We start from the raw sequence: 12,487 nt of genomic DNA on the forward strand, positions 1-12,487 counted from the left end.
GATTTGAAACTTGTGTTTAATTTGAAAGTGTTACTGGTAAAGTGGGAAGCGTTGGCACAACATTTTCACTTGCTTGCGAACCTGTTGTTCCACTTGTGCATTACCTTCTGGACTCTCAACAAGACCATCTAGCACATCGCCAATCCACTGCCCAATGAGTTTGAATTCTTCACGACCAAAACCACGGCTGGTTCCTGCTGGTGTACCTAAACGAATACCCGAAGTAATCATAGGCTTTTCAGTATCAAAGGGAATGCCGTTTTTGTTACATGTGATCCCTGCACGCTCAAGAGCTTGCTCTGCCACGTTACCTTTCAAGCCTTTAGGACGTAGGTCTACGAGCATCAAGTGCGTATCAGTTCCGCCAGTCACAATGTCACAACCGCGAGTTTGCAACACTTCAGCGAGAACTTTTGCGTTGTCGATCACTGAATCGATATAGCTGTTAAATTCAGGTCCCAATGCTTCACCAAAAGCGACTGCTTTAGCGGCGATAACGTGCATTAGTGGACCACCTTGCAGACCTGGAAAAACGGCTGAATTGATTTTTTTGATGATCTCTTCGCTGTTGGTGAGGATCATCCCACCACGTGGGCCGCGCATTGTTTTATGGGTTGTGGTGGTGACAACGTGAGCATGAGGTAATGGGCTAGGGTGTGCACCGGTTGCAACTAAACCTGCAATGTGCGCCATATCGACCATTAAGATGGCATCGACTTCATCGGCAATGTCGCGGAATTTAGCAAAATCGATAACACGAGGAATGGCCGAACCACCTGCAATGATCATTTTAGGTTTATGCTGTTGTGCCAGTGCACGTACGTCTTCGTAATTGATTTCTAGCGTTTCACGATCAACTCCGTATTGAATGGCATTAAACCATTTACCCGACAAAGCAGGTCTAGCACCATGCGTTAAGTGGCCACCTGCATCCAAAGACATGCCCATAATAGTGTCACCCGGCTGGAGCAGTGCAAGTTTTACGGCCCCGTTAGCTTGAGCGCCAGAATGGGGTTGAACGTTTGCGTATTGGCAATTAAAAAGCGATTTAGCGCGTTCGATAGCAATTGTCTCTACGGTATCAACATGTTCACAGCCACCATAGTAACGGCGGCCAGGGTAGCCTTCCGCGTATTTATTGGTAAGGCATGTTCCTTGGGCTTGCATAACCGCTTTTGAAACAATGTTTTCAGAAGCGATAAGCTCAATTTGTTCATTCTGGCGTGTGTATTCGGCTTGAATACCGGCAAAAACGGCATCATCGGTTGCCGCTAAGTTGGTTGAGAAGAAACTCTCAAGGCTGTGATTTTGGTAAGTTTTATTCGTGTTTGCATTCATGGTAGATGACCTTCCAATAATCCAACGAATAGTTATTGTATTCGTTGTTCCTTTTTGATGGCTGCTTTACTCAACGGCTGTGTAGGGTGGTGAGAAAACAGGGTGTTTAGTTATCCCTAAACTCTTATTACGTTCCCCAATTATTCGGGGTAAAAACCACTCAAATATTGTTAAGTCCTTCACGATAGCGAGCGGTAAATAGCATCTCTTCATCTAACAAGTCAGTAACATACTCTCTGAGTTATGAACAATCAATGAAAAATTTCCTATAGGAAACTCGGTTTCTTATTTTGTTAGCGAGAGCACGCTTTATTTTGATGTAGTCCTTTAACCGGATGGCTGCTTCATGCCACAATGATTTTCGTGATCAGGAAGAAATGATAATCGAGGGAAAGCATGTCTGAAGACATTTATGATGAGTACCCATCACTCACACTTGCCAAAGAAAACGGTGAGCAAACCATAGAGCCATTAAAGCTTGGTCAGCGAATCAAAGACATTCGCGCCAAACTGGGTATTACCTTAGAAGAGGCTAGCCAGCGCACCGGGCTTGCCCGTTCAACATTAAGCAAGATCGAAAACGAACAGATATCACCAACCTTTCAAGCGATGCAAAAACTTGCGCATGGTTTGCAAATAGACATGCCTCAACTCTTTGAACCACCTAAGAAAATCCTTGCTACAGGGCGGAGGGATATTTCTCGTTGCGGTGAAGGTAAGCCTCATCCTACGCCCACTTACGAACATGAATTGTTGGCAACGCAGCTTTCGAATAAAAAGATGATGCCGTTCAAAAGTCGAGTGCGAGCAAGAGCATTTGAAGAATACAGTGACTGGGTTCGACACGACGGTGAGGAGTTTTTACTCATTCTCTCTGGCGACGTTTTATTTTACAGTGAATTTTATGAACCAGTGCGTTTAGCCGAAGGTGACAGTGTTTATTATGATGCCAACATGGGGCACATGTTGGTCTCTATCAGTGACGATGATGCGCTAATTTTGTGGGTAACAGCTAAATAACTAAGAAAAGATTAAGTTTCCTATAATAAAGGCAAACGGTTGCTTTTGCGCTCATCTGCTAAAAAAGGCGTTTCGTGGAGCAACTATTGCTCAATGAAGCGCCTTTCTTTTTTCTTATAAATTGTGATTAAGTTGTTAATTTTGCCAATTGGCCCAGTTTTGAACTTGTGAATCCCATCAATCGAGCGCATTCTTGTTCACTATTGGAAACAGAGTTTCTTTCATGTGGAGCAGTTTGCCTTGATGAGGCGTAAAACTCCCCGCAGGGTCGGCTGAAATGGAGACAAAAATGACTCAAGATAATGCAAATCAAACATTACTTACTACACCGTTACATGCTCTGCACAATGAAGTCGGCGCAAAAATGGTGCCATTTGCTGGCTATGATATGCCTGTGCAATATCCGCTTGGTGTTAAAAAAGAGCATTTGCATACGCGTGAAGCGGCTGGTTTGTTTGATGTCTCTCATATGGGCCAGTTGCGTTTACGTGGTGCTGATTCAGCAAAAGCCTTAGAAGCATTGGTACCGGTTGATATTATTGACCTGCCAGCGGGCAAGCAGCGTTATGCTTTTTTTACTAATGAACAAGGCGGGATCATGGATGACTTGATGGTGGCTAATTTAGGCGACCATCTGTTTGTTGTGGTGAATGCCGCCTGTAAAGAGCAAGACATTGCTCATTTACAAGCTAATTTACCTCAAGGTGTAGAACTGGAAATTATTGAAGATCGTGCTCTTTTAGCGCTTCAAGGTCCGAAAGCGGCTGAAGTGTTAGCACGTATTCAGCCGCAAGTTGCCTCTATGCTATTTATGGATGTGAAAATTTTGGATTTAGACGGTGTTGAATGCATTGTTAGCCGTAGTGGTTATACCGGTGAAGATGGCTACGAGATCTCTGTTCCAGCTGAGCAAGCGCAGCGTCTTGCTCGTCAATTAACGGCTTATGACGAAGTTGAGTGGATCGGCCTTGGTGCACGTGATTCACTACGCCTTGAATGTGGTCTCTGCCTTTACGGGCATGATCTCGACACAACCACCACACCTGTTGAGGCAAGCTTATTGTGGGGTATCAGTAAAGTTCGCCGCGCCGATGGTGAACGCGCTGGTGGCTTCCCTGGGGCTGATATCATATTAAAGCAGATTGAAACTAAAGATGTTTCGCGTAAACGCGTTGGGTTAATCGGTCTAACCAAAGCCCCTGTACGTGAAGGTGCAGAGCTATTTGACGCTGATAACAATAAAATCGGTATTGTGACCAGCGGTACTGCTGGCCCAACGGCGGGTAAACCTGTTTCAATGGCTTATTTGCGCGCTGATTTAGCAGCAATTGGTACGCAGGTATTTGCTCAAGTACGTGGTAAAATGCTGCCAATGGCCGTAGAAAAAATGCCGTTTGTTCCACAGCGTTATTACCGAGGTTAACGCATACAGAATTTAAATAGTCGCGTAATAAAAATCTGTGCTATTTATGGAATCTTAAGTACTATCTAAATTCTTAATGATAAGGAATGACATTATGAATAAGTGGGTAGTACTTTTTTCTTCACTCGCCGTTTCGAGCAATGTTTGCGCTGTTGATGTAAAGCCTTATATCGTTAATGGCTCGTATGCAGATGTGACAACCTTTCCATCCATGGCAAGTCTGTTTTTTGATCAAATTGATTATACTCAGGTTTATGGAATCGCTAGTTACTGTGGCGCTTCATTACTGAGCAATCAATATGTATTAACGGCTGCACATTGTATTTACGGCAATGAGAAAGCCCAGCTTTTTACATCCGTCGTGCCACAACTGCAAGATGAACGTGATTTCCCCAATAATATATTGGAAAAAGGCAAAGTCGCTGCGATTTATTATCCGTCAACGTATAACAATACGACGCTATTAGATGATATTGCGATTCTAAAACTGGAAACACCACTGACAACCGTTTCATCTGTTAACTATTTAAAACGCCCTGATGCTGGCGCTGATGCAACTTACCGCTCATCTAGTGAACAATTTGTCGCGGTAGGGCACGGCGATACTTCTTCTAATGTTGATAATAATACATTACTGCTACAAACCAGCTTAACCTTTGTACCGAATAATTTGTGTAATTATGAATCGACCACTGCCACCAATTTATGCATGCAAGGTGTGATCAGTGGTTTGACTGGTCTTGAAAACGCCACTTGCCAAGGTGATTCAGGTGGTCCTTTATTTTGGTCACATGGCAGCGAATACATCCAAGTTGGACTAACCAGTTTTGGTCCTGCGACTCGATGTGGTGACCCATCATCTTCGATTGGCGCGACATCGGTGTTTACTGAAATTCATGATTATGCTGATTGGATTGATAGTGTGATGAATGGTAGTGAATCACCGAAGTTCGTTGCTACTGAAGCCAAACGACAAGCTTATTTAAATCCACCAAGTTCAGATTCTGGTGGTGGATCTTTAGGTTGGTGGTCATTGCTGTTGGTGTTCAGCACATTATTGCGTCGACGTTGGTTTTAGATATTGTTTGAACCAGAGAAGATAGAATAATAGTCTCTATTTTTTTTGAGCGGCCTAGGCCGCTTTATTTATATGTTTAATTCATCAATTATTAGTTGTTGATGCAAAATAACTATGTTTTATTTGCGGTGTAGTGGCGACTTATTGCGAGTGATTTTGGATATTTGAACAAATTCGAGTGCTTAATTAGCAAGCTATTCTAGAGTTGTTTTACATGAGAATTTAAGTCCATATTTAATTTTTTTATGGATTTTTCCAATGAAACAATAAATTAAGGAAAGAATAGCGATGAACCTACCAAAGAGAAAAGTGACATCGAGAGTGTTTACTCTTAGCACTTTGACCGCCTCTTGTTTAATGGCCTTCAATAGCTACGCAGCGATTGATTGCGACCTCATTGCGGCGTGGGATGCCAGTACGATATACACCGGTGGCAAGCAAGTTCAACACCAAGGTGTGGCCTACCAAGCAAATTACTGGACACAAGGTAATGATCCAGCCAATTTTTCGGGGGACTATGCGCAATGGAAAGTGCTAGGTAGTTGTGCAACTTCCGGTGGTGATGTCAATAAATTACCAACGACCAACTTAACCTCTCCACTAGCTAGCGATATAGTGACTAACGGTGATGTCGTTTTACTTAGCGCTGATGCAACTGACAGTGATGGTAGCATTGCGCACGTTGAATTTTCTGTTGATGGGGCGATAGTTGCTATCGTAACTTCGGCACCTTACCGCACGTCTTGGACAGCCATCGCTGGATCTCATGAGGTCAGCGTGATCGCCGTAGATGATAAAGGGGAGGCGAGCGCGAAAAGTGCGGTGACACTAACGGTGGAAGAATCACAACTACCGGGTAATCAACCGCCAAGCGTTGATATGATCATTTCAGCAACGTCAGTTGATGTTGGGGGCGCTGTTACTTTAACTGCAACGGCTGCTGACATTGATGGTAGCGTTGATAAAGTTGATTTCTTTGTTGCAGGGACTCTAGTCGGTAGCGCAGCAACAGCGCCTTATTCGTTAGATTACGTTACAACTAAAGCGGGAAGCTTGGCAGTATTTGCCCGCGCTACAGATAATTTAGGCGCAACCACGGATTCAAATTCAACCACACTCACGGTCAAAGGTGCACCAACAGCCAGCAATTGTCGCCCTGATGGGTTATATCAAACTGAAGGGGTCAATGTTCCTTATTGCTCTGTCTACGACGAAGAGGGTAGAGAAAAAATGGGCGCTGATCACCCTCGTCGTGTGATTGGCTATTTCACCAGTTGGCGCGCTGGTGATAATGAGCAAACCTCTTACTTGGTGAAAGATATCCCATGGGAGCAACTGACCCACATTAATTATGCGTTTGTTAGCATTGGCTCGGATGGCAAAGTGAATGTTGGTGATGTGAATGACCCCAATAATGCCGCGGTGGGTAAAGAATGGCCTGGCGTTGAAATTGACCCAAGTTTAGGTTTCAAAGGACACTTTGGGGCGTTAGCGACCGCCAAAAAGAAACACGATGTGAAAACACTGATTTCAATTGGCGGCTGGGCTGAAACTGGTGGTCATTTCGATACGGATGGTAGTCGTATTGCGGATGGTGGTTTCTATGCTATGACAACTAATGCAGACGGTTCTATCAACCATGCAGGTATTGAAAAGTTTGCCACTTCGGCTGTTGAGATGATCCGCAAATATCAATTTGATGGCGTAGACATCGATTACGAATACCCAACTTCAATGGCTGGCGCAGGTAATCCTGACGATAAAGCGATAATGGAACCTCGCCGAGCCTATTTGTGGGCGTCCTACCAAGAGTTGATGAAAGTATTACGTCAAAAATTAGATGAAGCTTCAGCGTTAGATGATCACCATTATATGTTAACCATTGCAGCGCCTTCTTCTGGTTACCTATTACGTGGTATGGAAACCTTTGATGTAACTAAATATTTAGATTACGTGAACATCATGTCTTACGACTTACATGGTGCGTGGAATGATCACGTAGGCCATAACGCTGCACTGTATGACACAGGTAAAGACTCTGAACTGACGCAGTGGAACGTTTACGGTACGGCTCAGTATGGTGGTATTGGTTATCTGAATACTGATTGGGCTTATCACTATTTCCGCGGTTCAATGCCAGCTGGTCGTATTAATATTGGTGTTCCTTATTATACCCGAGGTTGGCAAGGCGTGACGGGCGGGGATAATGGTCTTTGGGGACGTGCGGCATTACCAAATCAAGCAGAGTGTGCACCAGGTACCGGTGAAGGTGAGAAAAACAACTGCGGACACGGAGCGGTTGGTATTGACAATATGTGGCATGACACAGACCCGAAAGGTAATGAAATGGGCGCAGGTTCGAACCCGATGTGGCATGCAAAAAACCTAGAAAAAGGAATTTGGGGTTCTTATGCTGAAGCTTACAAGCTTGACCCAGTTAACGACCCTGATGATAAATTTGTTGGTTCTTATGCGCGTCACTATGACAGTGTTGCCATTGCTCCTTGGTTGTGGAATGCAGAAAAAGGTGTGTTCTTGTCAACGGAGGATAAAGAATCGATTAACGTTAAGGCCGATTACGTTATTGACAAAGAGATTGGCGGTATTATGTTCTGGGAGTTGGCGGGAGATTATAGCTGTTACATGCTTGATGCTAACGGTAATAGAACCAGTATCGATACAACGGAGCAAGCGTGTACCTCGGGCAATGGTGAATATCATATGGGTAATACCATGACCAAAGCCATTTATGAGAAGTTTAAGTCAGCAACACCATATGGAAATCAATTGGCGACCACGGCTATTGCCAACGAAAGCGTTGATATCACGGTTGCGATTGGTGGGTTTAAAGTTGGCGATCAAAATTATCCCATTAATCCTAAAATCACCTTCACCAATAATACCGGACAAGAGATACCTGGTGGCACTGAATTCCAATTTGATATCCCGGTTTCTGCTCCTGATAATGCTAAAGACCAATCTGGTGGTGGTTTGAAAGTAATAGCGTCAGGGCATACTCGTGCCAATAACATTGGTGGTTTAGATGGAACTATGCACCGTGTAGCGTTTAGTTTACCAAATTGGAAATCGTTGCCTGCCGGTGGCGTATACGAGCTTGATATGGTGTATTACTTGCCAATCTCTGGCCCTGCAAATTACAGCGTGAATATTAGCGGTGTTGATTACGCCTTTAAATTTGAACAACCGGATTTACCTGTCGCTGATCTTTCTTCAGGTGGAACTGGTGGCGAAACGGGAGGAGAGACTGGTGGTGGCAGTACTGATCCTAGCAATGTCATCGAATGGATTCCAGGTTCAACGCAAGTGAAGTCGGGAGATGTGGTCATTTATGACGGCAAATGTTTTATTGCGAAAAACAACCCAGGAGTATGGGAGTCACCAACGCAATCAAACTGGTTCTGGGATGAAACAACCTGCCCTTAAATTTTATGATATAGAGTAAAGTAATAATAAAGCCTTAGTATTTGCTAAGGCTTTGCTTTTTAGTTGGTTTTGTCAGAACTGATAACTTTCCGGTACTACTACGATACCTTTCTCCGAGATATGAAAACGCTGTGCATCTTCTGCGCGGTTCAGTCCTATTTTTGTATTCGGTGGCACTTTTACATGCTTATCAATAATGCAGTTGGTCAGCTCACATCCAGCTCCTACTTGTACATCATCGAATAAAATGCTGTCAACAACAGTCGCACCATCATCAATTATTACATTAGAAGATACAATAGAGTGCTGGACTGAACCGCCAGAGTTGACTACACCGTTGGCAATAATGGAGTTGATAAAAATACCCTCGTTACCGGTGGCAGAAGATACAGTACGAGCGGGGGGGTATTGTGCTTCGTAGGTGCGAATTGCCCAGTTCTTTTGATACAAGTTCATCGGTGGAACGGGTTCAAGTAAATCCATATTGGCATCGTAAAAGGAATCAATTGTGCCTACGTCACGCCAATAGCAGTCTTTCGCCACTCGGCCATGATCCCCACAAAATTCATAGGCATAAACAGAGCCAGTTTCAATTAATTTCGGGATTATGTCTTTACCAAAATCATGGCTAGAGTGTTCTAGTTCAGAGTCATAGTGTAAGGCGCTTTTTAATGTTTCCATGTCGAAGATGTATATCCCCATTGAAACCAAACTGCGATTTGGGTTATTGGGCATTGGCGGAGGATCGCTCGGTTTTTCGAAAAATGAAGTGATCTTGAGTTCTTCATTGACACTCATGACACCGAAAGCCGAAGCTTCATGTCTTGGTACATCCATACAAGCAATGGTCAATGCTGCTCCAGATTTCTTATGCTCCTCTAACATCGCTGCGTAATCCATGCGGTAAATATGGTCACCAGAAAGAACCACAACGTGCTTAGCATCACTACGTGAGAGCAACCACATATTGTGGTATATCGCGTCAGCTGTTCCTTCGTACCATTTCCCTCCTTTACGCATTTGTGGGGGAACCACCGTAATGAATTCGCCAAGTTCTGGGTTGAAGATTGACCAACCATCACGCAAATGCTTTTGTAATGAGTGAGATTTGTATTGGGTGAGAACTAATATTTGGCGTAATCCGGAATGGAGGCAATTAGTGAGTGTGAAATCAATAATTCTATATTTTCCACCAAAGGGTACTGCAGGTTTTGCTCGATCATCGGTGAGGGGGGATAGTCGTGAGCCCATACCACCTGCTAACACGACTGTTAATGTGTCTTGCATCTTATTTCTCCCTAAATATGTGCAATTCATATTCCATCATAGAGAGTAGTACAATTTTCGAGCCACAATGGAAAGCGAGTCTAAACAATAGGTTAAAAATCTAATAACGTATTATTGCACAAAATTAGAGCAATGTTTTTTTTAGGCGCACTATTTTGAGGTGCGCTGAGTATGCTAAGCGAATTGATCCATTTCAATGCTTGCTAAAACGGATACGAGGTTACGCCCTGACGTTTTCGACTCATATAAAGCAATGTCTGCTCGTTTATACACATCTTCGGGTTTCTCGGTAATGTCTGTCACCCCGACGCTGATTGACACATCTCTTTTATGGTTTAAGTGAACGGCAACGCGCAAACGATGCATGACCAATTCAGCTTCTGTGAGAAGCGTATGCGGCATAATAATGGCAAATTCTTCTCCGCCGATTCGAGCAAGAAAATCGGTTTCTCTTAAATATTCTTTCAGTTGCCAAGCAACGGAACGTATGATTTTATCGCCTTCAGCATGCCCGAGCTTGTCATTGATTCTTTTGAAGTGATCGATATCGATAATAGCGAGGCATGACTGCTCACAATTGGGATAACGTTTGACGCGCATGCATTCCGAACGAATTTTTTGGTCGAATTTTCGGCGATTCCAAATGTTGGTTAATGAATCTTTTTCACTAAGCTCGCGCAGTCTATCTTCTAACTCTTTGCGATGGCTGATATCGACAAACGAGGCAACGTAAAATTGAATAATGCCAAGCGTATCTCGAATAGTTTGAATCCGAAGGATTTCCGTTTGCAAAGAACCATCTTTACGTTTGTTAACGACTTCGCCTTCCCATATTCCTTCATCTTGAAGAACTTTCCACATATTCATGTAGAACTCTTGGTTGTGTCTACCAGAAGAAAAAACGGAAGGTTGTTTTCCTCTTACCTCTGCTAATGTATAGCCACTAATTCGTGTAAATTCGTGGTTAACTTTAATGATTCGGTTATTGCGATCAGTAATGACCACAGCTGACATACCATTCATCGCTGCTCTAGCTAATTTACTTTCAATACTGTTTTTATCGTGGTGCGCATTCCAACGAACACACAAGCCAGAGATAAACATCACCAATAGTGCCACAACGATCGATTGGAACCGTATTGTCATGTGTTGTTCATTAACTAACTGGTTTATGGTTTGTACGTCTAATGTACGGAGTAAATAGAGAGAATCCATGCCGGGAAATACACTTTGCAGTGGAACTGAAATAAAGCTGTATCCAGTACCGTTATCGGTGATGTTGCCGGAATGGTAAAGTTGCATTGTCCGCCATAATTTCGGTGCTAGTTCACTTATATTGGTGGAATGAAAATCGACAGAATCATCACTTAATAGCAGCGTTGGATCTTCTGTGTGTATATAAGTACCATCTCGCGCAATAATGTCAGGACGCACTAATGTATCGAAATTATAAGCCAGTCTTTTATAAAGATGTTCAATACTTAAATTGGCAGTGAAATAGCCTTGCCTTTTGCCATCAAAATCAATGGGCGCAATAATTCTAAAGACAAGCTGCTTGGGAGAGACTAATTGACTATTCTCCATCTTTTGGCTAATGCCAAATACACTGATTTGATTTGGCGGCAGACTTTGCGCATATTGGAAATAGTCACGATGTGATTTGTTTTGTAGGCGGTCATGGGGTACAACTTCGGTAACATTGTTTTGCTGATTGACTCGAACCAGCTCGTTACCTGATGCATCAAAAAGCCTTAAGCATGAGTATAGATTTTGTACTCTAGTGGTGAGCACCCAGAGATCTTGCAAGGCTTCAATATTGAGTTCTGTTGGATCACGCAATGCATTGTATAGCATGCCATTGGTAGAAAGGACTTCAGTCGATTTATAAACGTCGCTGATCGCAGCAAGTAATTCGTGCTTATGGTATTCCAATTGGGAATGGTTTTTTTGTTCGATCAGCTGCAAAGTCTGTTGTTGGGTTTTGTCGAATTCATGCACAAAGTAAAGCAGAGGCACAATCCCTAATACCGCACAGACAAGTAACCATTGGGCTAAATATTTATATAATGAACGAAACATAATGGCACGCATAAGTTATTGAGTGCATAGTATAGCGTTGCTATTTGAGATGTCGCTTCCATATTTCTCAGTTCGTGGAGTAGGTCAAATTTGGCGGCCAGTAATTGACAGTAAAATGAGTGAGCTTGAAGCAATAAAAAACTAGCGCACCAAATATAAAGTGCACCAGTTTGGATTTAAAATTGGAAACGGACACTCATGGTGATTTGAGGGCCATAAACGCCATTGTTTTTGGTTTCTGCACTGAGTGATAATTGTTCGGTAGAATGGAAACGTACACCCGCACCAAATACGGAACGTTCATCATTCTTCCCAAGTTTAAAACTAGCTTCGAGTTGGTTTGATAACCAGATACGACTGCCAATATTAAATTCCATTTGGGTTCCGCTATCTCCACCTTCTTCATCGGTTTGTTTTATATGGTGAACAAGCAACTGTCCGAAGACATCGGCAAATTGATTGATTGGGCCATTAAAACCGATACCACCTGCGGCATCCCAATCGCCGTCAAACCGAGAATCATAACGAGCGATAATGTGTGTATTTTCAGTCAATAAGGTACTGAATTCGACGCCAGAAGATTCAGGGTTTACTGCGGTTCTTACTTCAAAAAAGTTGTAACTAAAATTATTTGCTTGCGCTGAAAAAGAAAGAACAGATGCTAACCCGACTAGGCTCAGTAAGTACGCTTTTGTATACATGTACGCTTCGTCCTGAATGATGTAAAACAAAGGAATTAAGATACAGCAATGGCCTGCAAATTACAGGCCATTTTGTTAAAAATTAGCACCTTATTGTTATTTATCAAACACGAGAAG

Annotated in this window: 8 protein-coding genes; 4 read left to right on the plus strand and 4 right to left on the minus strand. The window is 43.0% G+C overall.

All coding sequences use genetic code 11. The features are described from left to right. Positions 1 to 30 precede the first annotated feature (30 nt). Positions 31 to 1,338, minus strand: a complete 1,308-nt coding sequence (locus MCT08_RS16050; protein ID WP_274678859.1) for a serine hydroxymethyltransferase — start codon at positions 1,336 to 1,338, stop codon at positions 31 to 33. A gap of 396 nt (positions 1,339 to 1,734) precedes the next feature. Here MCT08_RS16050 and MCT08_RS16055 point away from each other — a divergent pair, with 396 nt between their 5' ends. From MCT08_RS16055 to MCT08_RS16070, 4 genes are all read left to right on the plus strand, one after another. Further along, a complete protein-coding gene (locus tag MCT08_RS16055) occupies positions 1,735 to 2,358 on the plus strand; it encodes a helix-turn-helix domain-containing protein (protein WP_168780690.1) in 624 nt (207 codons plus the stop codon). A 289-nt stretch (positions 2,359 to 2,647) separates the two neighbouring features. After that, positions 2,648 to 3,781 carry a glycine cleavage system aminomethyltransferase GcvT gene (gcvT, locus tag MCT08_RS16060; protein ID WP_274678860.1) on the plus strand — a complete coding sequence of 378 codons (1,134 nt, stop codon included), beginning with the start codon at positions 2,648 to 2,650 and terminating at the stop codon, positions 3,779 to 3,781. Between the two features lie 76 nt (positions 3,782 to 3,857). Then, positions 3,858 to 4,859 carry a S1 family peptidase gene (locus tag MCT08_RS16065; RefSeq protein ID WP_171981313.1) on the plus strand — a complete coding sequence of 334 codons (1,002 nt, stop codon included), beginning with the start codon at positions 3,858 to 3,860 and terminating at the stop codon, positions 4,857 to 4,859. Between the two features lie 288 nt (positions 4,860 to 5,147). Next, positions 5,148 to 8,303 carry a chitinase C-terminal domain-containing protein gene (locus tag MCT08_RS16070; RefSeq protein WP_274678861.1) on the plus strand — a complete coding sequence of 1,052 codons (3,156 nt, stop codon included), beginning with the start codon at positions 5,148 to 5,150 and terminating at the stop codon, positions 8,301 to 8,303. A 72-nt stretch (positions 8,304 to 8,375) separates the two neighbouring features. On the opposite strand, the gene glgC is transcribed toward MCT08_RS16070, so the two are convergent. The 3 genes from glgC to MCT08_RS16085 form a co-directional block, all read right to left on the minus strand. Further along, on the minus strand, positions 8,376 to 9,620 hold the full coding sequence (glgC, locus tag MCT08_RS16075) for a glucose-1-phosphate adenylyltransferase (protein ID WP_274678862.1): 1,245 nt from the start codon (positions 9,618 to 9,620) through the stop codon (positions 8,376 to 8,378). 144 nt (positions 9,621 to 9,764) lie between these two features. Further along, complete coding sequence (locus MCT08_RS16080) at positions 9,765 to 11,669, minus strand: sensor domain-containing diguanylate cyclase (protein ID WP_274678863.1); 1,905 nt, start codon at positions 11,667 to 11,669, stop codon at positions 9,765 to 9,767. A gap of 176 nt (positions 11,670 to 11,845) precedes the next feature. Beyond that, positions 11,846 to 12,370: a hypothetical protein gene (locus tag MCT08_RS16085; RefSeq protein WP_168787074.1), complete on the minus strand. Its 525-nt coding sequence runs from the start codon at positions 12,368 to 12,370 to the stop codon at positions 11,846 to 11,848. Positions 12,371 to 12,487: the final 117 nt, after the last annotated feature.

The organism is Vibrio aestuarianus (assembly GCF_028858425.1).
Lineage (GTDB): Bacteria > Pseudomonadota > Gammaproteobacteria > Enterobacterales > Vibrionaceae > Vibrio > Vibrio aestuarianus.

Coding starts and splice junctions, on each gene's coding strand:
- MCT08_RS16050 (WP_274678859.1), bottom strand. CDS start 1,338: ATGAATGCAAACACGAATAAAACTTACCAAAATCACAGCCTTGAGAGT.
- MCT08_RS16055 (WP_168780690.1), top strand. CDS start 1,735: ATGTCTGAAGACATTTATGATGAGTACCCATCACTCACACTTGCCAAA.
- gcvT (WP_274678860.1), top strand. CDS start 2,648: ATGACTCAAGATAATGCAAATCAAACATTACTTACTACACCGTTACAT.
- MCT08_RS16065 (WP_171981313.1), top strand. CDS start 3,858: ATGATAAGGAATGACATTATGAATAAGTGGGTAGTACTTTTTTCTTCA.
- MCT08_RS16070 (WP_274678861.1), top strand. CDS start 5,148: ATGAACCTACCAAAGAGAAAAGTGACATCGAGAGTGTTTACTCTTAGC.
- glgC (WP_274678862.1), bottom strand. CDS start 9,620: ATGAATTGCACATATTTAGGGAGAAATAAGATGCAAGACACATTAACA.
- MCT08_RS16080 (WP_274678863.1), bottom strand. CDS start 11,669: ATGTTTCGTTCATTATATAAATATTTAGCCCAATGGTTACTTGTCTGT.
- MCT08_RS16085 (WP_168787074.1), bottom strand. CDS start 12,370: ATGTATACAAAAGCGTACTTACTGAGCCTAGTCGGGTTAGCATCTGTT.